The organism is Bacillus sp. FSL R5-0709 (assembly GCF_038004785.1).
GTDB classification, from domain to species: Bacteria; Bacillota; Bacilli; order Bacillales; family Bacillaceae_G; genus Bacillus_A; species Bacillus_A mycoides.
Genome location: NZ_JBBORT010000001.1, coordinates 2,342,929 through 2,368,806, shown reverse-complemented (window position 1 = coordinate 2,368,806; position 25,878 = coordinate 2,342,929). Strand labels below are relative to the sequence as shown.

Annotated in this window: 19 protein-coding genes and 3 pseudogenes; all 22 read right to left on the bottom strand. The window is 32.4% G+C overall.

The annotated features are described in order from the left end of the window. Positions 1-34: 34 nt before the first annotated feature. Positions 35-1,021 (bottom strand): sensor histidine kinase, encoded by a 987-nt coding sequence (locus tag MKX37_RS12125; RefSeq protein WP_002017026.1) that lies wholly within the window; start codon positions 1,019-1,021, stop codon positions 35-37. A 2-nt stretch (positions 1,022-1,023) separates the two neighbouring features. Beyond that, entirely contained in the window at positions 1,024-1,728 is a 705-nt protein-coding gene (locus tag MKX37_RS12120) for a response regulator transcription factor (RefSeq protein ID WP_002085493.1), read from the bottom strand. Between the two features lie 483 nt (positions 1,729-2,211). Beyond that, on the bottom strand, positions 2,212-4,185 hold the full coding sequence (locus MKX37_RS12115) for a penicillin-binding transpeptidase domain-containing protein (protein ID WP_002168360.1): 1,974 nt from the start codon (positions 4,183-4,185) through the stop codon (positions 2,212-2,214). A gap of 451 nt (positions 4,186-4,636) precedes the next feature. Next, complete coding sequence (locus MKX37_RS12110) at positions 4,637-5,230, bottom strand: SGNH/GDSL hydrolase family protein (RefSeq protein ID WP_033729156.1); 594 nt, start codon at positions 5,228-5,230, stop codon at positions 4,637-4,639. Between the two features lie 169 nt (positions 5,231-5,399). Further along, positions 5,400-6,431 (bottom strand): VanZ family protein, encoded by a 1,032-nt coding sequence (locus MKX37_RS12105; protein WP_033733977.1) that lies wholly within the window; start codon positions 6,429-6,431, stop codon positions 5,400-5,402. Positions 6,432-6,593: 162 nt separating this feature from the next. Next, positions 6,594-6,725 (bottom strand): annotated as a pseudogene (locus MKX37_RS12100) (Fic family protein); the annotation flags it as partial. Between the two features lie 89 nt (positions 6,726-6,814). Beyond that, positions 6,815-7,924, bottom strand: coding sequence for an acyltransferase family protein (locus MKX37_RS12095; RefSeq protein ID WP_002127447.1), 1,110 nt, complete (start codon positions 7,922-7,924; stop codon positions 6,815-6,817). A gap of 190 nt (positions 7,925-8,114) precedes the next feature. After that, complete coding sequence (locus MKX37_RS12090) at positions 8,115-8,630, bottom strand: transglycosylase SLT domain-containing protein (RefSeq protein WP_016126958.1); 516 nt, start codon at positions 8,628-8,630, stop codon at positions 8,115-8,117. A 754-nt stretch (positions 8,631-9,384) separates the two neighbouring features. Continuing rightward, entirely contained in the window at positions 9,385-10,698 is a 1,314-nt protein-coding gene (locus tag MKX37_RS12085) for a D-alanyl-D-alanine carboxypeptidase family protein (protein ID WP_050001358.1), read from the bottom strand. A 523-nt stretch (positions 10,699-11,221) separates the two neighbouring features. Then, on the bottom strand, positions 11,222-12,301 hold the full coding sequence (locus MKX37_RS12080) for a HAMP domain-containing sensor histidine kinase (RefSeq protein WP_078422519.1): 1,080 nt from the start codon (positions 12,299-12,301) through the stop codon (positions 11,222-11,224). Continuing rightward, positions 12,298-12,984, bottom strand: a complete 687-nt coding sequence (locus MKX37_RS12075) for a response regulator transcription factor (RefSeq protein ID WP_016126979.1) — start codon at positions 12,982-12,984, stop codon at positions 12,298-12,300. The genes MKX37_RS12080 and MKX37_RS12075 overlap by 4 nt, the downstream gene beginning before the upstream one ends. Beyond that, on the bottom strand, positions 12,974-13,561 hold the full coding sequence (locus MKX37_RS12070) for a class I SAM-dependent methyltransferase (protein WP_016126978.1): 588 nt from the start codon (positions 13,559-13,561) through the stop codon (positions 12,974-12,976). Before MKX37_RS12070 ends, MKX37_RS12075 begins: the two co-directional genes overlap by 11 nt. A gap of 160 nt (positions 13,562-13,721) precedes the next feature. Further along, positions 13,722-14,873, bottom strand: a complete 1,152-nt coding sequence (locus MKX37_RS12065; protein ID WP_408097853.1) for an ABC transporter permease — start codon at positions 14,871-14,873, stop codon at positions 13,722-13,724. Positions 14,874-14,899: 26 nt separating this feature from the next. After that, a complete protein-coding gene (locus MKX37_RS12060; RefSeq protein WP_016126976.1) occupies positions 14,900-15,574 on the bottom strand; it encodes an ABC transporter ATP-binding protein in 675 nt (224 codons plus the stop codon). Beyond that, the gene (locus MKX37_RS12055) at positions 15,571-16,674 is read right to left on the bottom strand and encodes an efflux RND transporter periplasmic adaptor subunit (RefSeq protein ID WP_078422521.1); all 1,104 of its coding nucleotides are present in this window, start codon (positions 16,672-16,674) and stop codon (positions 15,571-15,573) included. The genes MKX37_RS12060 and MKX37_RS12055 overlap by 4 nt, the downstream gene beginning before the upstream one ends. A 207-nt stretch (positions 16,675-16,881) precedes the next feature. Continuing rightward, positions 16,882-17,963 (bottom strand): annotated as a pseudogene (locus tag MKX37_RS12050) (sensor histidine kinase). Next, positions 17,960-18,646, bottom strand: coding sequence for a response regulator transcription factor (locus MKX37_RS12045; protein ID WP_002017038.1), 687 nt, complete (start codon positions 18,644-18,646; stop codon positions 17,960-17,962). Before MKX37_RS12045 ends, MKX37_RS12050 begins: the two are co-directional and overlap by 4 nt. A 344-nt stretch (positions 18,647-18,990) precedes the next feature. Further along, complete coding sequence (locus MKX37_RS12040) at positions 18,991-20,157, bottom strand: hypothetical protein (protein WP_033731040.1); 1,167 nt, start codon at positions 20,155-20,157, stop codon at positions 18,991-18,993. A 538-nt stretch (positions 20,158-20,695) separates the two neighbouring features. Next, positions 20,696-22,543: an FtsX-like permease family protein gene (locus tag MKX37_RS12035; RefSeq protein ID WP_078422523.1), complete on the bottom strand. Its 1,848-nt coding sequence runs from the start codon at positions 22,541-22,543 to the stop codon at positions 20,696-20,698. A 16-nt stretch (positions 22,544-22,559) separates the two neighbouring features. Then, positions 22,560-23,320, bottom strand: a pseudogene (locus MKX37_RS12030) (ABC transporter ATP-binding protein). 729 nt (positions 23,321-24,049) lie between these two features. Beyond that, positions 24,050-24,709 (bottom strand): CatB-related O-acetyltransferase, encoded by a 660-nt coding sequence (locus MKX37_RS12025; RefSeq protein ID WP_003189261.1) that lies wholly within the window; start codon positions 24,707-24,709, stop codon positions 24,050-24,052. A 712-nt stretch (positions 24,710-25,421) separates the two neighbouring features. Further along, a complete protein-coding gene (locus MKX37_RS12020; protein ID WP_002069316.1) occupies positions 25,422-25,571 on the bottom strand; it encodes a hypothetical protein in 150 nt (49 codons plus the stop codon). Positions 25,572-25,878 lie beyond the last annotated feature (307 nt).

Sequence of the window (25,878 nt, the reverse complement as noted above, 5' to 3'; positions counted from 1 at the left end):
GTAATATTTCTGAAAATTCAAACTAAATACTGTTCTAACGATTTGCATAAGGGAAAATAATACAGATTGTTGTTCCTTTTCCTACTTCCGACTTTATTTCAATATCATGTTCCAATCTTTTTATAATATTTTTCACAAGATATAATCCCATCCCAGTAGATTCCTTAAATTTCCGACCGTTTATTCCCGTATAAAATGGGCGGAATACTCTTGGGAGGTCTTCTTTTGGAATTCCCACACCATGATCGTGTATTTCAAGGATTACTGAGCGCTCTTCTTCTAATGTAGTAATAGTAACGTTTTTTCTACTTCCTGCTGAATACTTAATGGCATTGGATATCACTTGATGAATAACAAACCGAAGCCACTTTCTATCGGTTTCTACCATAATAGTTTGTTTTACTTTTACTTCTGGATAAACATAGCTACGGATAAACAGACGTTTATTTTCACGGATTACTTCTTGAACGATTTCTTGTAACGAAACTCTTTCCACATAAAAATCTTGCTCAAACGTTTGTAATCGCGCCATATATAAGACCATTTCTAATCCGTACTGCATTTGATCTACTTCTTCCACAATACTTTCAAAAACCTCCCCATTCTCTTCTTGTGTGATCAGTTCAATAACTGATAGAGGCGTTTTCATCTGATGCACCCATTGATTAATAAATGTAAGGTGCTCTTTTTGTTTATATTCCCAAGTCTTTAACTGTTGATGATATTGACTGTATTGTGTCTTTAACACACGCTGAAGTGCTACTGATAATGGAGTGGAATCGAGTTCTTCTAAGGAGTCCTCTAATGTTTCAGAAGGGTTGGATAATTTGTTATAAAATCTACGATGGCTAAAGTAGCGATAAAGTAAAAACGCAATTAAAAAGCATCCTCCTAAAAACACACTATATAACGCAGTAGATAAGTGGTTATATCCATCCAGCCAATAAACAGTTAGAACGACAAATAGCTGAATGATTGAGAAACAGATGAAAGGGATATGTTCACGTAAAAATAAATTCATTATTATACCTCATCATTCTTCCAAGTTATTTTCAAACGATATCCAGCACCACGAACTGTTTCTAATGCATTTTTTATTCCGATTTCCTCTAATTTTTTTCGGACACGTGTAACATTTACACTTAACGTATTATCATCTACATACGTATAGTCATCCCAAAGTTTTTCTAAGATTTTCTCTCGACTAACAATACTAGGAGATTGTCGTAAGAGAGTTTCTAGTAAAACAGTTTCTTTTTTTGACAGTATACACATGCTATCATTTAGCTTTAATTCCATTTTTTCTGGATAAAGTATTAAACCGGATTGCTGAACAACTCTTTCTTCCGCTTTCGGTGCGTATTCTCCGTAAATTCTTCGAAGATGACTTCGGATTTTTGCCATTACAACTTCATAATGAAACGGTTTAGTGATATAATCGTCTGCACCATGTTCAAGTGCCATAACTTGCTCCATCTCTCCACTACGTGCTGATATAAATATAATGGGACAAGTAGAGACCGTTCTAATTTGTCGGCACCAGTAGAAACCATCAAAACTCGGTAAATTTACATCTAATAAAACTAAATCAGGTTGAATTTTTTCAAAGTTAGCCAAAATATTTTCAAAATCCTCTGTAATATTCCCTTCATACCCGTACTTATTAATATGGGATTGAAGTAGTTTAGAAATTTTTTGGTCATCTTCTACAATCATAATTTTATACATATATTAAGCTCCTTTTATTTATCTTTTCCGACAAAAGACTCCCTTCTCAGTGTCCGTAGGAATCTCCCTCTTCAAACATGCCGCAAGGTCGTTAAGTGGGACTAGTTAAAGTATATGTTTATTATCTGTAAGAATATAAAATATACTTTTATCTTTTAGTATAAAGAAATTCCCCTCTTACTTATATTGAATAACCTTACTTCAAACTAACAGCTTTGTAATATTTCTGAAAATAAAGTTAAGTATAATAGCTCTTATTTTTTAAATTTCAATTATCTAATTTAACATTTTAAAATTTGTTGTTTTATAATTTTTAAATAAAAAATAATCGTATTTAATTGTGTAAAAAACACGTAATTAAATACGATTATTAAAATCATAAAATCTGCGTTTAGACATAAATTAACCGATTCCTAATATAATCTTGAATCGGTAAGGTTTGTATATTTACTAAAGGAGTAAATTTCACCTTCTAATTAAGTATTATTTCTGAAAAACATGTTTTATTTTTTCACCTGGAACGTTGCTCCCGCCTCTTCCTTTTACATCTTCAATCATCATGGTAACAATCATGTTTGGCGCGCTTGCATCGAAAGCTGCAAACCAACCAAGTTCTTTACCCTCTGCTTCTTTCGATTCTTTCAGTTCTGCTGTACCTGTCTTACCAGCGAGAGTTACACCATCAACTTTAGCAGTTCTCCCAGCACCATCAGGATCATTAATAACCTTTATTAACGCACTTTTTAATATCTCTTGATTCTTGGTAGAAATCACATTTTCTTTCCAATTTCCCGCTGCTTTTGTTTTTTTTATAAGATGCGGTGACGGAATGTTACCCTCATTGACAATCGGTGCATAAGTCAATGCTAAATGAAGAGGTGTCATTAATACTTGTCCTTGTCCGTACCCCGTGTCTGCTAGTTGAATATCATTTTTTATCCCATCTTTTGCAATGATTGAAATAGGGAATTCGTATTCAATTGGTAATTTTTCATGAAATCCGTATTTCTTAAATTCATTTACATACTGATCTTTTCCTATTTTCAAAGCTTGTTGAGCAAAATAAATATTATCAGAGTACTTCATTGCCTTATCAAAATCAACTGGACTAGCATCCTTCACACGTGTTACATAATAATTTCCCCAAGATGAATCTTTTGTCCACTTTAATCCTTGAATTTTAAATTCTTCCTTAGGATTTATTGTGTTTGTTTCCAAACCAATTGCACCTGTTATCGTTTTAAATACGGAACCTGGTACAAATGCTTGTGTGAAGCGATTCATCATTGGCAGTTTCGAGTCATTATTCCATGCTTCCCGTTGAGCTTTTGATGCTCCTCTAACTATTGTATTTGGATTATAAGCAGGGCTACTTACAAGTGCGATTGTTTCACCCGTTTTAGGATTGACCGCTGCACTAGATCCTGCTTCATTTTTCATCTCATTAAAGATTTTTTCTTGAATTGCAGCATCAATAGTTAACGTAACATTTTCCCCTTTTTTTGCTTCTTGTTTTGCTACGTTTTTAATCTCTTTCCCGTTCTCATCTTCCATAAATACGCGTCCACCCTTTTCACCACGCAATTTATTCTCTAATACTTTCTCTAAACCTGTCTTACCCACTAAATCATCTGCTTGATAACCTTTTTTTTGAAGCGATTTTAACTCCTCTGCATTTACCTTTCCTATATATCCCGTTAAGTGTGCCGCTGCTTCTCCTAATGGATACGTACGAATATTTACTGGGCGAGATGAAACTCCTTCTAATTCAATATAATCATTCTGTCTGGTTCCCTCTTTTAAAATACCAATTGGTACAAGGGAATCTGGTTTTATCCATTTCGCTGCGAGCTTTTGATTGATCTCTTCTATAGACATATCAAGTAATTGTGCTACTATTTCTTTCGTTTGCGCTGCCGTTTCACCTAGTTTCTCTGGAATAATTCCAACTTCAGTCGCTTTACCATTCGTTGCAAGCCCTTTTCCATTTCGATCATATATTTCTCCGCGTTTTCCTTGCTCTGTTTGCATACGTACTTTGTAATCTTTTTTCATACCTGGGAAAATGAAGTCTGGTGTCCAATCTATTTTCCAAGATTCCTTATCTTTATCTTTCACGAGTTTTGCTTCATGGATGAATGAAACTGTTCCTCCATCCGTATCCATATTAACTTCAAAAAGAAAAAGTTCTTTATCTTTAGTATTCTCTCCTTTCGTTTTAATTTTTAAATTCTTAACTCCAATACCCTCATAAATTTTTTGATATTTCTCTGTGAACTCCTTTTTAGAAATCGTTTTTTTTGCATGTTCTGATAAATAATCATACATATTTGTAAATTTTTTATCATTCCATAAATTGATATATTCTTCAAATGCTTGTTTTGGCGGCTCATCTTTATTGCATCCTACCAACATAACTCCAAAACAAAAGAAAAGCAGCATCCATATTTTTTTCAATTCAATCTTCTCCCTTAATTAAAAATGATTATTCCTTTCTAAATATGTTAAATAAAAAATGTTTTAACGCTTAATAGACAGTGTAAGTAATGAAATAGTTCCACATTTACAAAAAAATTAAATTTATGGTTAAGCTGCATTCAAAAAGGGAAGATTTTAAGATTCTTACAAACGACGAATATATTTAGCGAACGTTATCATTATTAGTGTTGTTTTAACAATTCATTTAAAATACCTTTTAGTTCATTTTCGCCAATTTCATCTTTTTTCTTTATAGATTATTGATACAAAAAAAGAATCCTTATACTAAGGATTCTGCAACAGAAAATAACAAAAATATAAACAATAAAAAGAATTACTTAAAGTATAATTTATAGGCACTCTATATCCTTCTTTTTCGCACCAAAAACCCCTGTACAGCACGCGACAGGAGTTTAGGTCATTCTACAGCTTATTTAAAAGAGTCATGTACAGGCAAACTACTAAAAATCAATTCAGCAACTTTTACATATCCTTTTGAGTTTGGATGAATTAAATCCGTAGACCAAAGCGTATTGTCATTAACTAAATGATGATTCCAAAAGTCAACATGATGAAGCTTATACTCTCTACTCAGTGAAAGTATAACTTCATTTGCCTCTAATAATTGTTCTTTTAATACTTGTTTTTTTTCAGAAGGAAATGGAAGCCGAACTGTAAAATCTGGAAGGTTTGCTATAATAATATCAGCACCTGCTTTACTTAATGTATCTATCATAAATTCCATATCGTTCTTATATGCTTGATGATTCCAACGTCCTTTTAAAACATCGTTTGCACCTGCAATTAGACTAACCAAATCTGGATTAAAAGTTAATGCCTGTTCCAATTGCTGTGAGCGAATTTCTTTAGTTACTAACCCACGTTTTGCAAAATTAGCATATTTTAAATCATCTACACACAGTTGAACAAAATGATCTACCCAGCTTTTTAATGCTATTCCCTCAACTTCATCCCCTATCCCCTCTGTAAAACTATCACCAATCGCTACAAATCGCTTCCACATATATAGTCCCCCTTTTTTGTTATTCATATCTACACTATACAATAGCCCACAGCGTAATTGTTCTTCTTAAATGTTTTTCAATTTCAATTAAATTCCATAGGAGATTTTTCAAATGAGCAAGACAACTCGATTAAACTATTTCACATGAACAAAAACATGAAAATCTACGTTATCTTCTCGCAGAAATAGGTTGAGACCAACTATCTTTCCCATTATCATTTAAGTGTACTTGAAAAACATATATAGGTTGAGAAAAGCCTTTTGTATCAGCGTAGTAATCTATATTATAATCTGTAATGACTAATGTATCACCTGCTTTGAAAGATATTATAGGATCAAAGTCTCCTTGTTTTAGTTTTTGAAATACTTCTTTGGGAGACAGAATTTCGACATCTCGAATATGTGATTTTTTTGTAACTGGCTCATTGTCATTAGGCATTTTTGTAATTTCCTCTTTGTAAACAGGCATTTTATTACCTTCGTCTTTTAACTCTATTGATGTTTTTATAGTGACATCAGTCATGTCTGTTTTTGTAATGGGATCTAAAGGCATATTCCCAAATTCCTTCATTTGATACGAAATCATTATTCCAAGTGCAACAAAACTTACTGTAATCGGAAGAAATAAATATTTGGTCATTTGTGTATCTGTTTCTTTTTTCTTCAACAATATAAGAACTATATTTAACATAGAATATCCTAGCATCATTCCTAAAGTATTATGAAGTAAATCGGCTAGTTCCATACTTCCACGTTGCATTATAAATTCAAGGATTTCAAGCAATAAACTTGCTATAATTGAGCTGATTAACATCCATTTTGTTTTTTGAAAAACATTACTAAATAAAGGTAATAAAATTCCTAACGGAAAAAGCATACCTATATTCACAATGATATGGAAAAAAGAAGAAAATGAAAAGGTATTCCATGCTTTTCTATAAACACTAAGTACATCAAAGTCAATTGTTCTTGCAAAAGTTATATCATCTGGACGACCAAATGAAGTAGCTGATAATACAAGGGAATAATATCCTATTATCAATATAAACAATATAACTTGTTGTACGGTAAATTCCCCCCCTCCTTTACATACCTTTTTGTATACTACAAAGTAGCTAAAAACAAAAATGAGTAGTAACAAGAATGTGAGTTGTATTGTAGGAATTGCAAAGGTAACAAGTAGTTCGGAAATAAAATTCATTTTACACCTCTGTTTTTACGAATAAAATATTCAATAGTTTTATATAACATTTTAGATATAGATAGCGATGTGTTGTTACCCCTAATAATTATTAATACAGAATTAAACCTGTATACATTGAGCATTTCTTCCTCTTGAAACTAGCTTTATTTGACCAAGCAGCTACAAGGAAACTAGCTTTTTACTAATTGTACTTTCGGCTATGTCTGGAAAAACGTTACGAAGATTCTCTTTAGTAAGAGGATTTTTGGAGTTAAGTATAAAATTAAAAATTTGTTCAATTTTAGTATATTTATATAGAATCCGTAATTGACCGATTCCTAATATACTTAGGAATCGGTCATATTCGTATATTTACTAAAGAAATAAAATTCCTTCAAGCATTACACTTTTTTTCGAAAATTTGTTGTTCTTTGTTTTGCCCAGTTGATACATTTCTTTTCAATTAAATGATACGAAACTATAGAAAAAAGTATTGTCATTGAAATACACAAAGCAAGAAGGAAAAAGATAGGTATCTTTGTATACAAAAGTTTAAATAGTACCATCATGATTGGAAAATGACACAAATAGATACTGTATGAAATTTCTCCTAAGTATACAAATACACTCTTATTTAAAAATGCTTTCACTTTTAGGTTACTCATGGCCATTATTATAAATATACTAACACCGATTACGACACCCCAATCTTTTAATAAGAAAGTAGTATCATTACGGGAAAAACCATAAATTAAAATGGAATATAAATATAGAATAATCCCTAATGCAATAAGAAATCCTTTATTAAATTTTTTCATATTCCTATATAAGTAGATAAGCTTTTCCTGATGCTTAAAAAGTAACATTCCAACCATAAACATCGATGTGAAATGCAGTGTATCGGCATAACCATTATAAAATCCCTCTGCTTTCCCTATATGCAACATATTAAGGAAAACACTAATTAAAGAAAAGCTCAAAGCAAATAGTATCGTTTTCTTCCAACTCAGTTTATAAAAAAGAAGGAATAACAACGGAAACACAATAGATATACGCATTTCTTGAGCCAATGACCAGATAACTGGATTATAATTTTCCGTAAAAAAGTTATTAAGAAGCACAAAATGGTTTATAATATCTATTTTTGTTATAGACCCTTGCCACCTATCATAGAACCAATCCCGTAGTCCAGCCACTTCATACGGCGAGAACAAAATAAATAAAGCAAAGGTAATGATTATCCAAAAATAATAAGGAATATAGATTCGTACAAATCGCTTAATTAAATATCCCCAATAATTTGTTTTTGAATGATAAAGTGCCATAGATAACACAAAACCACTGAGTACATAAAAAACGATTACAGCTTCCCCGCCAGCCCATAAAAACCTAAGCGGAGAAAATTTAATAGAATTAGGCAACGATGGTAGCATTAAACAAAAATGTCCAAATACCACTGTCAGTGCCGCTAACCCTCGTATGGAATCTAATTCTTTTATTCTCTTACTCATAAAATGTTCTCCTTATAAATTGTAGATTTTGCTGTTAATAAAGGCCACTATACTATAGTAGTGGGAGAATTATACATATTGTTTCTTTAAATTCCTAATATAAGCAGTACAAAGTCAATCTATGTATCTGTTTTAGGAAACTTTCGTATTTAGGCGTAAGTTATATAATAATAGAAAGAAAAAAGAAATTTCATTCTATAAAATCGTATTGTCGTTTAGAAAACATTTTAAAACTGTTTTCTAACCCCTCGTTATAGTCTGTCTGCTTATTTGTCCATTGAACACCCTTATTCCCAGGCCACCCTGAGGTATTAGCAACATGTTTTAATAGCTCTGGTCCTTTTAAATTTTGCTGTAAACCACGGTTATATGCATTTTTCATATTAGATATTGCAATTCGAGTATTAGTTTCTATATTTTTCAAATCTTCGTTCGTTAAATCTTTAGGTGCTAGTCCACCTCGATGGAGCTGAAACAGTCCAAATGATGTGCCCTGATCTCCGACTGCATTTTGATCAAACTTACTTTCATGGAATGCAATAGATAAAGGAATCCATGGTGGTATACCATGCTCTATTGATATTTGTTGAATCGTGTCTCTTACTTTAACTCGGTTAGTATGATGGTCATATGCGTATTTTGTAAGATATAGCCCTCCTGTTAAAACTAAAATAAATACTCCACTTTTTATTAATGGCCCTCTCATCGACGTCACCTCACTTGTCAGTATCAAAGATTGTCACTAGTAATCCTATCTTTTTGGGATATTAACTCGTAATCATGTATCATTTTGTTATTCTTTGTTTCATTAATTACCGATTTTCAGGTGAAATTATTAGTGGGTTCCCTCCATATAACATTCGCTTTTATCACTTTCGGTACAATTTACTTTTGTATGGGAGAGCGTTTTCTCTGTATGGTACCGTACTTTTTTCTCGAATACCTTGCTTTTTTATTCGATTGAAATTAAAGAATAACTATATACATAGGGATACACGCTATAAAGAGATACTTAAATTTCTTTAAAAAATTCATTTTCTGGCCTCCATTTCTTTATATAAATAATTTAAAACAAAATATTTAATAGAAAGAAAAGATTTTATTAAATTTTTATAAAATTTAATAACAGGAATAAGTACCAGGTATTTATTTTTATTGTCACTTGATGGAATAATGAATGTGTTTTCATCATGTAACTTTATTAAACTAGCCTTGCACCAGAACCCTTTGAATCGAACAATTCATAATAAACGCCATCCTTTCTGTATATTTCTACAAAAAGAATAGCGTTTTTTGATTATATGGATACAAATTTATCTTAGCTTGATTGCAATACCGAAAGTTCCGAAGAACCAGATTTGAGAATTAATGCAATCTTCCATTCCAAGCCATCCACATAAGAATCTATAATACTTTGAAACCTTTTATTTCAGGCTAATATTTAGTTTTATCCTACAAAGTTAGCCTTTTACTATATCAACCGCACTATTCCACATACCGCTAAAGAAAGATCCTATTTCGCGCATAAAACGTGTAAACCAATTTGCTTGTTCTACTTCAGATTTTGTTACAAGGTCTACTTGTAATGATTTACCTGATAAGAACCCAGGATCTGTAATATCTTTAGGCGATATAATCATTTGACTAATTGTTACACCTTTTTTAATAGGCGCTTCTTGTTCTTTATTCGATACTTTAAATTCTTTTTTATAAACGTCTTTGTTGCCCTTTGGCATTGGAAGTAAAACAGCTTGCTTCGTTTGAACAACTATATCTTTGTCCTTTGCATTTGCTACTCGCACTGTTTCATGACCTTTTACTACTGAATCTTTTCCATAGACCTTCTTCACTTCAAAATTCGCAAATGCATAATCATATAATTTCTTTGTTTCATCAAAACGTGCTGTATGAGAGTTTGCTTTTATAACTACAGAGATTAGACGCATACCGTTTTTTTCTACTGTACCAGTAAAACAATCTCCGGCTTCTGGAGTAGTTCCTGTTTTTAACCCATCTACACCTTCGTATTGCTTAATTAAGCCTTTTAACATCCAGTTAAAGTTCGTCATATCAATCGGATACTTGCCACCCTTTTGGAATGTTTTTTTAGGGATTTTTGCTGTATCTAATATTTTCGGGAAATCTTGAATAAGACGTTGTGCTAAAATCGCACAATCTCTTGCGGACATTTTATTTTTCTCGTCTGGAGTTGTCCCTTCTGGGTGATGTCCTTTTAAATCATGGTTTGTTAAACCTGTAGAGTTTACAAATTTATAATTTTTCATTCCAAACTCTTTTGATTTATCGTTCATCATTTTCACGAAATTGACTTCTTTTCCAGCAATCTCTTCAGCTAAAGCAATTGTTGCACCGTTTGCAGAGTAAATTACCATTGCCTCATATAACTCTTTGACCGTATAAGAGCCACCATTTTCTAATGGAACGTTTGATAATGAGCGATCTTGCGAAATCTTATATGCATATTCAGAAATTTTAACTTTTTGATCCCATTTAAGTTTTCCTTTATCCACCGCTTCATGAACTAAGTATTCACTCATCATTTTTGTCATACTAGCAATTGCTAATGATTCATCTGCATTTTTTTGATATAAAATTTTCCCGGAATTTGCTTCTACTAAAATTGCTGATCCTGCTTCTACGTCTATAGCAGGAACTGTTTCCGCTGATGCTCTTCCAAATGTAACGGCCATGCTACAAAATAGTGTAAGCACTGTTACTATTGTAATAAATCTCTTGCAAAACATACTTTTCACTTCTGTTACCTCCAATATCTTTGTACTCAAAAAAACGTTATTTTAACATAATCCTCCAAAAAATAGACAGCGTTATCAAATTCTATATACATATAAGACATTAGAACCACTTTCATATAGACCATCCCATCCCACCCTTTTAGGCACACTGACACTTAGTGTTCCCACACATATCCCTCTTTTTAATACCTTTGTATTTTTCGAAATGATCTGTACTTTCATATCTTTTAGGATTACACTTAATAGACAATCTAAGTAATACATTTGTTCCACATTTATAAAAAAATAAAACCAGTGTGCCCCGGTTGAATACCAAAACACACTGGTTGCTAAATTTACTATCGTCTCTTACATTATTCATATCAATGAACTTCCCCTTCATTCGATTAATCACTTTATAATAATAAATCAAATTAACTTATCAGTATCATGTCTACTATGAATGGCCTACTTGAATTATTAACTTAAGAAGTTTCTTAAGTTTAAAAAAAAGCTTATGGAACCTTTCATTCCATAAGCCATTCTATTTAATTGGATGTTCAACAATAAAGGACATCCAGCCTACTTTATATTCTGCATGTATATTACCATTATGAAGTTCAACAATTCTTTTTGAGATAGCGAGTCCCAGCCCATTTCCTTGATCATCTTTTCTTGCCTTATCACCCCTGAAAAACCTTTCAAATAATTTATTAGGATCGCTAACAGGCGGCTTCTCGACTTTATTTGATACTTTCAAAATTGCTTTGTTACCTATTAGTTCAAGACATATTGATAATTCGGATGGTTTCATGCTGTACTTTATCGCATTCATAAACAGATTTTCATAAACACGTACCATTTTTTCTACATCCATGAAAATAGGTATTGTTTCTTCCGTTATTGATTTTTGAACGATTAAACCTTCCTTTTCAAATATAGGAATATATTCTCCAACTATTTGCTCCAACAAGCCTGATAAATCAACTTCGTTAATGTTTAACTTAGCATCGATGTCTGATAAACGGGTGTACTCAAATAGTTCATCAATTAGATATTTCAATCTCTGTGATTTTAAATAAGTGGTTTCGAGATACTCCTGTAATTGTGCTTTACTGTCGTATTGCCCTCTTTTTAATAAATCTACATAGCCGATAATAGATGTCAACGGTGTGCGTAAGTCATGAGATACGTTGGTTATGAGTTCATTTTTTGTACGTTCCAATTGTCTTTCCTGTTCAAATGTATTCTCCAATTCCTTGGACATATAATTAATATTTTGAGCAAGTTGGGTCAATTCGTCCCTACTTTCTATTCTGATTGTTAAACCAAGTTTTCCATTAGCAATATGGTGAACGCTCTCGGTAATAAGTTTCAAATATAATAATTTTTTCCGTACCATTAACAAAAATACTGCAATAAAGATAAAGATTATGATTGAAAACAAAATTAGCGTATAAATATAACCTGTAACTAGAGTAACTTCGGGCAGATAATTTTTTACGGATAGATGATAAAGCAATTTACTGAAGAGAAATATCGCACCAAGTGAAACAAAAAAACTAATTGCTACCGCAATAAGAAGTTTTGCAACTAACTTATTTCTAAGTTTAAACATCCTCATATTTTATATCCTACTCCCCATACTGTTTTAATGTAGATGGGATGTTTAGAATCTTCTTCTATTTTATCTCTAATTCTTGTAATGTGTACCATTACATTATTATCCGATTTGTAAAAATTCTCCTTCCAAACAGCTTCATATATTTTTTCAATGCTTAAGACCATCCCTTTGTTACGAGCAAGAAGTTCAAGTATATCGAATTCTTTAGGAGTAAGCCTGGTTTCCTTTCCCCTTACCCATACTTGACGTGCATCTGTATTCAAGGTCAAATTACCAATTTCAATAATATTTTTATTCTTGTTCGTTTCAGTATTATATTTTGTATATCTTCTTAATTGAGATTTTACTCTAGCAATTAATTCTAATGGGTTAAACGGTTTTGACAAATAATCATCGGCACCAGAAGTAAGCCCCTGAATTTTATCCATATCTTCGGATTTTGCAGAAAGCATGATAATGGGAATAGTTCGTTCTTCCCTAATCTTCATACATGCTTTAATTCCATCCATGTTAGGCATCATAATATCCAAAATAATGAGATCAAACTCTTTTTCTTCCAACTGTTTTAAGGCCTCAATAGCATCTTCAACCTTTTGAGTTTGCAAACCTTCATTTTCCAAATAAATAGAAATAAGGTTTCTGATTTCTTTATCATCATCAACAATAAGAATTTTAGCTTCCATATTTTTCTCCCTTATTTTTTGGTGTTGAACAGCTAAAAACAAAAGCAGGTGGTACGTTTCTAAGCTCCCATTTCTCATCTATTGTATCAAAAAACTGATTAAGGAACTTCTTTTTAAATTTTGTATATTGAAAAGTAATAAATACCCCATCTTTCTTTAAAATTTTTGTGGTAGTTAATAAAATTTCATCTGAAACATTTTGGGGCAAACTAGCAAAAGGAAGACCAGAAACAATATAGTCTGCATAAGGAATAGAGAAGTTTTTTAGATACTCGTCGATATTTTCCGCAGACCCCCATACAATGAATAAATTTTTCTCTTTTTTAAATTTTTCTTTCAACATTAAATAAAACTCTCTATTATTTTCCACTAGCATAAGAGTGGTATTCGAATTTCGTTTTTTAAGTAATTTCTCAGTGAATACACCCGTACCTGGCCCATATTCAATAATATATTTAGCGTTCTCAAAATTAATGTTTTCCATCATTTTTTCTGCGAGAAACTTTGAACTTGGAAGTACTGCACCGACGTTTCTTGGATTAGTTATACATTGAGATAAAAAAGACAAATGCTTCATATTTAGTCACTCCAATAGATTAACTTTACAACCATAGTTTAAAATCCAAACATGAAGAAACTGGAGTGAAAATCCTTAAGAATCCTTAAGATTAAAAAAAACTGTTAAAATTTCTCGGCTTCAACAGAAAAAATGCAGGAGTTTACACTCCTACGTTTTTTTACTCATATCGTAAACATTCAATTGGATCAAGTTTTGCAGCTTTGTTAGCTGGTAGTAAACCAAATGCAATACCGATTAGCATTGAAATGCCTACTGCAAGAAGTCCAAGTTCTGTTGAGACAACGAGAGGCCATCCGGCAAAGATTGAGACGATCCAAGCGAAGAAAATACCGAGCATGAATCCGATGAAACCACCTATTCCAGTCAAAATACAAGATTCAATTAAGAATTGTGTTAATACTTTACCGCGTGTTGCACCAAGTGCTTTACGAATACCGATCTCACGTGTACGTTCTGTTACGGATACAAGCATAATATTCATTACACCGATACCACCAACAAGTAAGGAGATAGCAGCGATACCACCGAATACCATTTTCATCATACCGATTGATTCGTCTAATTGCTTCGTAAATTCACCCATATCTTGAGCTTTAAATTTATGCTCAAATTTAGGAGCTTTCATCTCGTTCAAAATAGAAACAGCTTGTTTTTCTACACTTTTACGTTCTGTTGGTGAAGTTAGTGTTAATTTTACAGAGTCATACTCAGTTACTCCTGAAATGACAGGAGCATTTTCAAGTGATGTATAACCTGCTGACATAGCCATTCCGGAATCATTTTTTGCTTCATAAACACCGACTACTTTATACGGTTTTCCTTTTATGTCTGTATATAGATTTGGTTCCCAACCATTAAATAATTTGTTGAAAGTTTCTTCATTTAAAATAACTGCAGAGATTGCTTGTTTTAGTTCACTATCGTTTAATTCCCGACCGTGAACTAATTTTATTTTCGCATCTGTCATAAAGGCGACTGTTCCACCTTTTAGATTAAGAGAGACATCTTTTGAACCAGAAGATGCTTTTACTTTCATACTCACATCTGGATCAACATCTTTAACGCCTGGCACAGTTTGAAGACGTTTGAGCATATCAGTTGTGATTTTGGCACTATCTGTTCCATAATCGGGGTTGTTATAGTAAATGGTTACTTCCGTATCTTTTCCTTGCCCTAATTCTTTTTTAAACTTTGCGTTTGTACCATCACCCATTGAAATGATGGTAATGATGGCGCTAATACTGATAATAATTCCTAGCATCGTTAAGATAGAACGCATTTTATGAGCAAAGATAGAGGAAAGGGCCATGCGTATAGTTTCACTCGTGTTCAAAATTAACCTCTCCAATCTTGGACGATATTTCCGTCACGAATTACAATTTGGCGGGCAGCCGCTTCACCGATTTCACGATCGTGGGTAATCATAATGATTGTTGAGCCTTGCTTGTTTAATTCATAAAAGAGGTCCATAATTTGTGTACTTGTTTTCGTATCAAGTGCACCTGTCGGTTCATCGGCTAAAATAAATTTCGGGTTATTTACGATTGCACGAGCAACCGCAACACGCTGTTTTTGTCCACCTGATAATTCATTTGGCAGGTGAGTAGCACGATCAGCTAAACTTACTTTTGTTAAAGCAGCTAATGAGCGCTCACGTCTTTCTTTTTTATCGACTCCAGCGTAAATAAGAGGTAATTCAATATTTTGTAGTGCTGTAAGTCTTGGTAGTAACATGAAGTTTTGGAATACGAATCCGATTTCTTTATTACGAACATGTGCAAGTTCTGTTTCAGACATGTTTGAAATATTTTGACCAGCTAGTTCGTACGTACCTGTCGTTGGTTTATCTAAGCAACCGATAATGTTCATTAATGTTGATTTACCAGAACCAGACGGTCCCATAATAGAAGTGAATTCTCCTTGGTTCAGAGTTACGTCAATTCCGTGTAATATTTGAACGGCTTCTGCACCATTTTGGAAGGATTTCGTGATGCCTTTTAAATTAATCATTCAACGACAACCTCCATACCATCTTTTAAGTCTTTTTCAGGTTTAGAGATAATTTGTTCTCCTTTTTTCACTCCAGAAACTTTTGCTTCGCTATCTGTCTCGAATTCAACAGTAATCGCTTGTTCTTTCGCTTTACTGTCTTTTACAACGAAGACAACATTTTTGTCACCTTTTTTCACGATGCTGCTTTTCGGAACAATCGTACCAGTTGCTTCGCCAGATTTACTCGTTACGTATACATGGAAGCCGTTTTGTAATTCTTCACTATTATCTAATGTGACAGTGAATTGATAATTAGAAACAGTTTTATTTTCGTCCATACTCTTTAATGGTGTAGAACCGATTTCTGTTATTTTCCCTATCCAATTCTTACCAGTGACAGTTTTTGATGAGACAGTTACTTCTTGCCCAACTTTCATGCTAGCAAGTTCATGTTCAGAAAGTTGACCTTTTACTTTAAATGGACCAGCGTGACGAAGTGTAATGCCACTCATACCTGTTTTTTCATCAGCAGTTTTTACGATATCATCAATTACACCATCAGCAGGACTCGTTACAGAAAGTGTGTTTACTTTCTCTTTTGCTTCTTTAATCATTTCATCAGATTTTTCAACTTCAAATTTTTTCATTTCAAGTTGTGATTCTAATTGTTGCACTTCGATTTCCGATGCTTTTAATGCTTCCTGAGGAAGACCAGCATTTTTATCTTTTTGTAATTTTTGTTTCGCTGCATCAAGTTGTTTTTGATACAATGTTACTTCTTTTTGTGCGATTTTCTTTTGCATTTCTGCTTCCGTTACACCTTGTTTAGCAGTAGGGGCATTATATTTAAACAGAAGCTGACCTTTTTTCACTTCATCGCCTTTTTTAACAGCTGATTCATACGTACCTTTTGTTGGATCGAATGAAATTGTTTCAATTCCATTTGGAATAACTTCACCGCCAAATTTTTGTGCATTTTCAATTTGTTTTTCTATAACTTTATAACCGCTATATTCCATTGCTACTTCCGAACCGCCGCCAGCAAATGCAAAATATGATCCAGCAGCAATTCCAATTGCTACTACACTAGTAATTAACACTTTATTTTTCTTCTTCATCTATTTATCACCTTTTCAATGAGATTGTCACTATGTATCCACCTGAAAGCTACAAAGAAAATTTTCTTTTTTAATTTCTTCACTCTCCTCATCGCTTTCAATACATACATGATAAACTATGAAAATTAGGAAACACCCCGTAAAATTCTTAAGAATTCTTAAGTTTTATAAAAAAAGCTTATGGAACCTATAATTCCATAAGCCATTCTATTTAATTGGATGTTCAACAATAAAGGACATCCAGTCGTCTTTATATTCTACATGTATATTACCATTATGAAGCTCAACGATTCTTTTTGAGATAGCAAGCCCCAGACCATTTCCCTGGTCATCTTTTCTTGCCTTGTCCCCCCTGAAAAACCTTTCAAACAATTTATTTGGATCGCTAACAGGCGGTTTCTCGACTGTATTTGACACTTTCAAAATTGCTTTGTTATCCATTAATTCAAGACATACGGATAATTCGGATGGTTTTATGCTGTACTTTATCGCATTCATAAAGAGATTTTCATATACACGTACCATTTTTTCTACATCTATGAAGATAGGTATTGTTTCTTGTGTGATTGATTTTTGAACGATTAAGCTTTCCTTTTCAAATATAGGAATGTATTCTCCAACTATTTGCTCCAACAAGCCTGATAAATCAACTTCGTTAATGTTTAACTTAGCATCGATGTCTGATAAACGGGTGTACTCAAATAGTTCATCAATTAGATATTCCAATCTCTGTGATTTTAAATAAGTGGTTTCGAGATACTCCTGTAATTGTGCTTTACTGTCGTATTGCCCTCTTTTTAATAAATCTACATAGCCGATAATAGATGTCAACGGTGTGCGTAAGTCATGAGATACGTTGGTTATGAGTTCATTTTTTGTACGTTCCAATTGTCTTTCCTGTTCAAATGTATTCTCCAATTCCTTGGACATATAATTAATATTTTGAGCAAGATGAGTCAATTCATCCTTTCCCTCAATCCCAATTGTCAAACCCAGTTTTCCATGGGCAATATCATTCACATTATCAGAAATGAGCTTCAAATATACTATTTTCTTTCGAACCAATATTAAAAAATGATAATAAAAGTAAAGATCGCTAACGCAAATATAAGAAATGTAAGTATATTATTTTCAAATGTACTAAGATCATCAAGATAGTGATTTAGATTTAATGGTATTATAATATATATAAAAGTGAGGATTGTTAAACCAAACGAAACAAAAAAACTAACTGCAACAGCACCAAGAAGTTTTATTATTATCTTATTTCTAAAACTAACCTTCTTCATATTTTGTACCCAATTCCCCAAACAGTTTTAATATAAATTGGATGTTTAGAATCCTCTTCAATTTTGTCTCTTATTTTTGTAATATGCACCATGACGGTATTATCCGATTTATAAAAAGCATCTTTCCAAACTGCTTCATATATTTTTGCAACACTCAGAACAATCCCTTTGTTACGAGCAAGTAGTTCGAGTATATCAAACTCTTTTGGAGTTAGCCTTACTTCCGTGCCTCTTATCCATACTTGACGTGTATCTGTATTTACGGTCAAATCACCAATTTCTAGGACACTTTTATCATTATCTGTATTTGTATTATATTTTTTAAACCTTCTTAATTGGGATTTTACTCTAGCGATTAACTCCAACGGATTAAACGGTTTTGATAAATAATCATCGGCACCAGAGGCTAAACCCTGAATTTTGTCTATATCCTCTGATTTTGCAGAAAGCATGATAATAGGCATATTTCGTTCTTCCCTAATCTTCATACACGCTTCAATGCCATCCATATTAGGCATCATAACATCCAAAATAATAAGATCGAATCGCTTTTCTTCTAACAGTTCTAACGCTTCAATAGCATCTTCTGCCTTTTGAGTTTTCAGACCTTCATTTTCCAAATATACAGAGATAAGATTTCTAATCTCTTTATCATCATCAACAATAAGAATTTTTGACTCCATATGATTCCTCCACATTTTTCTCATATTGAACAACTAAAAGCATAAGCAGACGGTACATTTCTATCCTCTTTTTTGTAAACCTGCAATTGAATGACCAAAAGTAACATAATCGATATAAAAGATAACGTCTTAAATATTGTTCAAAATTTTCTTTAGATCCATTTACAATTAATAATTTTTCTTCTTCATTAAATTTAGCTTTTAATAAAAAAAATTATTTTGAGATTCCTTCTTTTAATTAATTTTTTTTGATTACACCGGTAGTGTATATAACTTATAAAATGAAAAAAGAATCCTCTTCAATACGCTCTTTAAAGAAAATTCTTTTTCAAATCGTATTTTCTTTACTCGTTACTTATTTTCACCAGTTTTTCTCCTTGTTCTAAAAGTGTTTCATAGTCATTGTTCTCTTTAATTTCTTTGATTTTATTTTCAATTGTGGGCGTATTATTTATATTAAAGTACGTATTTAATACTTCATATGGTGTCTTTCCTTGTTTGATTGCACTATCTTCAATAGCTTCTTTCCATGGAATATTTACTTTGTCCATGCTTAATTCAAGGGCTGAACCAGTCTCATATCTCATATTCCGCTCTAAAAACCTTGGAGATTCTGCCTGTCCATTAGCAATGAAGTTGAACGCCTCCATAAAAGTAACATGATATGGCTTCTGTTTCTTTGCAAGTACCATAAGATTTCCACCAGTTAATTTACTATAACGATACTCTAAGTATCGTGCTGAACCTTCTATTGCTTCAGTTTTTGTTTCTCCAATTAATTGAGGCCATTTTTTATAGCGATAGTTACGTACAATTGTCCAATCATATAATGCCTGATTAATACTTTCTGGGTTCGTATCAATCATTGCTTTATCTAATAGCTTAAATTCTAATCCCATTAGCGCGTAATTTTCTTTATTAATCGGATATTCGTGAATAGACTCTCCACCATTTGCATCATATGTCCAATCTTTTTGTTTATAAGCATGAAAACCTTCATGTAATAAGAAAGATGAAAAATCAAAATATAAATCTGGATTACTAAACATTTTAGGATGATATTTTAAATAAAATACATCCATATCGTTAATATTTATTGTCCCAAAGTTCCAAGGAATCCAGGTAGAAATAGTTCTAAAATCAAAACGAGTTAAGCGATAGACTTTAGATAGATGCAGAGAATTTGAGACTTTTATTTCCTTTGCAAAAATACTATTTTCTAATCCCGTTACATTAACTGCATAAGCTTCTTGTCTAAAGAATCCCCCGTCTTTATTACTACGTATCAGAACCAATGGCATTTTTTCGAAGCGATAATCTTCATTCCAGAGTTTATCACTCGATTCTTCGAAGCTCTTATAAATAGTAGATAATTCTTTTAACATGTTTTGATCCGTGTTATCTAAAGACTTAAACTCTGTATGATATGTTTTATTTAAAATTATGCTTCCCAACATAATTCCTATAAATATTACTAATAAGATTAAAATTACCTTTAAAAATTTTTTCAACACACACTCCTTTTCTAAAACGATAATCCTTATGATGAATAAAGTTTACAAGTTTTATGTTTATTTACACTCTTTTGGTGCAAACCCAATTTTAAATAATAGCTATAATAGACACAATGAATACAAGATATTTTTTTGAAAATTGTTCTATCCTGTCAAAATTCCGATAATAGTTAACAATTAATATTGGATGATTATTCAATTTTATTGTAAGGGGATAGTGCAAGAGTTCCTACAAATAAGGTTAAAGTAGTACTCAATGTAGGAACGATGCTATTTTCCCTCTTCTTTTCCCTTCATTATTAAGATATAGAAAGAATAGTATTTTTCTCTTTTAATTGCTCATACATATCTTCTTGTAAGTTATACATGAAATGCGCCCCCTACTTGTATTTACTTTTTTTCTAACACTTTCTGCCGCTCATTGCTGCATATTTGTATCTCAAATCCACTTTCTATTTTGCTTACATGATATTTTTTCACTTCATCATAACGGGGGCCAATTATGATGATACTTAGTATACATAACATTATTACATTAACCTTCTTTCGGAAGTACAATTCTTTTATACAATTGAACTGTAATCCAGTAGTAAATCGAGTAAATCACTATGAAAATAACAATTGGTAACCAAATACGAAAATACGGATCGATTAAAAGAGGGCCAAACATATTCATACCAACTAATATGTGAACAATCCCGATAATTGCTGGGACTAAGAATACGAAGGATAACTCCTTATAAATCGATTGTGTTAATAATTCCTGGCGAACACCAATTTTACGAAGCATTTGGTAACGTATACTATCTTTAGATGCACCAGATAGAATTTTAAACATTAAGCAACTTGCCATCATTGCTAAAAACGCAATTCCAACGAAGAACCCCATAAACATTAGTCCGCTGGAAAAACCTTGATTTGCAATATATTGTTGATACTTACTATACAGCTCTTCAGATTTCACATTTTTATACTTAACTACCTGTAATTCATCAAGTTTTTTCCATTCTTTTAAATATGCTTCAAAATCATCTATTTTCCCAATAAACACAGTACTTTCTTTACCTTTCATACTATCGTATATGTTTTGATCTACAATTTTTATTTTATGATTAGGATATATATAATTTGGCTGAATTGTTTCGAAAGCGTCGCTCCATTGTTTTGATTTTGCATCCTCTTTACCCCATTGTCTTGACAATGCAAATGCATCCATGGGAATCTCTTCTGAAACTTTCATTATCTTCTCATTTTTTCTATCTTTTACTAAAGGATGATTGTTCTCTAGCTCTTCTTTTATATAATAAACATACTTATCATCTACTTTGTAACGATATTCAAGTTTCTCTTGAAATAAAATACTACTCAAAATGTTCTTTTCTTCTGCTGTTGGATTATGAACTACCGAATCGTAAATTGTTCCTTTATCAGTCTGCTTTAAAACGTCGTTTTTAAATGCCATACCACACGCAATTCCACCTGCTCCAAGGGCTACTAAGATTGCTACCGTCGCAAGCACATTTGTTAAGCCATTAATGCGGAAGTTTAATTGAGCAAAGGTAAAAGCATTAAGCCCTTTTTCACTACGCTTTTTATTACTTTTTATTTTTTTTATCATAACTGGGAGAAGTGATCCAAACAACATGTAAGTACTAACAGTTGCTGCGATTAATCCAAGAGCCATTAATGTAGGAACGGTTCCTAGATTTTTTGCCTGTGGTATATAGAGCAATGATGCATAACCAATACCTAACAAAATCAGACCAAGTAATGCAACTACAACTGTCATTTTTCCTTTTACCGCGCCACGCTCTGTTTGTGCACCTGCATGTACAAGTTGTAATATAGAAATACGTGACAATTTAATACTATTCATACTTGCTGATAGTACAAATAATGCAAAGAAGAAGATGCAAGTAACGACCATTGATGGAATGTACAAAGCTTGGTAACCTTCTCCAGTCAACTCCAATTGTTTCATTAATAACTGTCCGATACCTTCTGCAAGTCCTACACCACTTGTAATCCCAATCACAAGTGACGCCGCACCTAATATAATTGTTTCAAGGAACATCAGTAATGTAACTTTATACTTTTTTGCTCCTAACATCATATACATACCAAACTCTTTTTGGCGAAGAGATAATAAGAAAGAGTTTGCATACATAATGTAAAAAAATGTTACAATCGCTAATAAAGAGGAACCTATTTGGAATATTAATACAATAGGACCAATGTTTGCATTAGATTCAAGGAACACTTTATTTAGTGATAGCGTTTGAAACATATAGAAAGTAGAAATAGATACAATAAGACCAATAAGTAATACAATATAATCTTGCAATTTACTTTTCAACCCTGACATGGAAAGTTTAAATAACATGCCCAAACCTCCTTTCTTACGCTTTTTGTGTGCCTAAATCTGCAAGCACGTCTAAAATTTCTTTATAAAACTCTTCACGTTTACCACCACGGTAAATTTCTTTATATAACTCACCATCTTGAATGAATAAAATACGCTGACAGTAACTTGCACTGTATGGATCATGCGTAACCATCATAATCGATACGCCTTGTTCTTTATTTAAATTTGTCATCGCATTAAGTAAACTAGTTGCATTTTTAGAATCAAGAGCTCCTGTTGGCTCGTCCCCTAAAATAATTGCAGGCTCATGCACTAACGCACGTGCTGCTGCTGAACGCTGTTTCTGTCCACCAGATACTTCAGATGGGTACTTTTGAAGTATTGTTACAATCCCTAACATATCAGCTACCTTTTCTACTTTCGGCCCAATTTTTCGTGATGGGACACCTTGAAGGGATAATGGAAGTGCAATGTTTTCGTAAATAGATAAATTCTCTAATAAATTAAAGTCTTGGAAAATGAATCCTAACTTTTGCAAACGGAAATCAGAAAGCTCACCTTGCTTCATTTTCGTAATATCCGTTCCTGCAATTTCAATAACGTCACCTGTCGCTTTATCAAGAGTTGAAATTACATTTAATAATGTCGTTTTGCCAGAACCAGATGGCCCCATAATCCCAACAAACTCCCCCTCTTGAATCGAGAATGAAACACCTTTTAATGCGTGTGATTGATTCTCACCTTTTTTACCGTACACTTTTTGAATGTTTTTACGTCTACGACTTGTTTTATCATATAATATCCTCATCCTCCTACGTCTCTATGATTGATAAGCTACCGTTTGGGTTGTTTCTTTTTCTTTTTCGTTTCCACTTGCAATGCCTCATCTGTAAAAGTATTAAACTTGTACCCCACCAATATATATCCTTTTATTTTTCAAAATAATAAGTCCTTTCATATTTTTGCAATACATAAAAATAGATATCAAACGGGATATATTGTATTCAATTTGGACATCCATTTTTAGGAATACACGTAATAGACCATCTAAGTAATAAATTTGTTCCCCGTTAAGATAAGAAAGCACTAGGTATTTTGTTAAGAAAACAAAATGAATTGCATAAAAAAATCCATTTTCGCTATCTCAAAAAAAGAATCATTGCTGCAGATTTTATAAACTGTATAATGGCCGGCTCATGCACAAGTACACATGTTGCTGCCCACTAGATACTTCAGGTGGATGCTTTTAGAGTATCGCTGAAACTTCTAACATATAAACTACCTTTTCTACCTCCGGGCGAGTAATTCGCGATGGAACACCTTGAAGGGAAAATGAAGAAACAATTTTGTGCAATCATTTGAATTATAAATAAAACATATTAAGAACTACTGGTTATATTTCTTAATTTTTCTTAAGATAATTTATAAAAACTAAACCATAATGGGGAGATTATTTCATAATTGTTTCTAGTACAAATAATAAAAAAACTACATCCTATATTGAATGTAGTTTTTCTAGCTGATTTATTTATTTTTTACTTCATTTTTATAAAAATCAAATAATGGTTCAATGGCTGGACTAGATAAAAGAGGAATTGCCTTCTTAATCAATTCTCTATCCCAATCAAACCAACGCATTTCCATTAGCATATTAATTTCTGTATCAGTGAACCGTTTTTTTATTTCCTTAGCAGGATTACCGCCCACTATTGTATATGGCGGAACATCTTTACATACGACAGATCCTGCCGCAACAATTGCACCTTCACCGATTGTAACGCCAGGCATTATTATAGCATTCATACCAATCCAGGCATCACTTTTAATGACTGTATCACCCTTTGGTTCATAAGATTGTCCGATTTGCTCAGCGAATGGATACACTGTAATCCATTCTGAGTGATGATTATGATTACCACCCATTAAAATGATAACGCCACTTGCAATACAAACATAATTTCCAATAATAAGTTTATCAAGATGCCAACCCATCTGTTCAATTGGATTGAAAAGTGCTTGGGACTTAGCATCGCCCCATAAATACCTTACACAACCATCTTCAAAATTTTGATTTCCATAATACCCTGAATAATAGGAGTACTCTCCTACTTCAATGAGTGGATTTGTTACTATATCTTTTAAATACTTTGTTTCAGACCAATGATTAAATAATGGATGCTTCATAACTATATTCCTCGCTTCTAAGTATTGTAGATTTTTGCAATTTACTTAGAAGCTTAATACGACAGCGACATTTTTAAACTTTTTCAAACGACGAATCATTATCTTCAAGCCTTTCAGTTATAATGAAAAATCATAACGTAATAAATTACACAAGTCAAATTAACCAAGTTATAATAAATCCGAGAATGCGGACAAGAAAACCATTTTATATTTTTTTGAAACTCTTTATTTTTTTATTTAAATTACGGTACATGAAATTCACATGACACTTGTGTAGTAATACTTTCTCCTTATCAAGAGGATATAATATTACAGCAGAACTTTTACATAGGTGTAGCTTTTGAATAAAGTTTGATTAAATTAACTTAATAAACCTTGATAAAAGAGCGAATAGAAAAAAGTTTGATGATTTTGTGAACCTTACTCAATTAAAGCGCCCGACTGTGGTAGATACATTATCCTCAATTACTTCTTGGGGTAGCGTCAGGAAAATGCGGATTTACAACGCTAAGGAAATGTCACTTATTAAAAAAGCCGATTTCCATCTCAAGGAATCGACTTTTTAGTTATTCTTAATGAACTAACGCATACGTTAGTTCATTAAGTAAGAGGTTTGAAAAAATAGCCTGTATATATTTGAACGATGAATAACTTACCTATTTTCTTGTGTTAGTTTGCACTATATACAGAAAATCCAGAAAAACTTAACATATTATTTATCTGTTTGTTTTTGCTTCTTTTTCAAATACTCCGCACGCAATTTTTCAAGTTGCTGCTTTTTATCAAATTTGGCAGGCGTCTGTTTTTCATGAAACTTTGCCACAGCTGCCTGACCTTTGTAATCCAATTGATATTTCCCCACTTTGTTCACCTACTTTTCTTATCTTTAAAGAGAATCTATTCAACAAATATAATATACCTTATTTTACTTAAGTAAACCTTATTAGTCAAAGGAACTTAAAGTAAAAAGCTTGATAACAAGGGGGAAATCAATCTAAAAAGTCGCTTTCCTTAGGTAAGGGAAAACGACTTTTTGTGTAGTCTTATTCAATTAAATGGCCCGATTGTTGAAGAAAAAGATACTCTGCAAAATAGATCTTTTTATCAAACTTTATTTTAAATCAACAATAGGTAAATTTCTTGGCCATTATTTTGCTTCACATAAAATT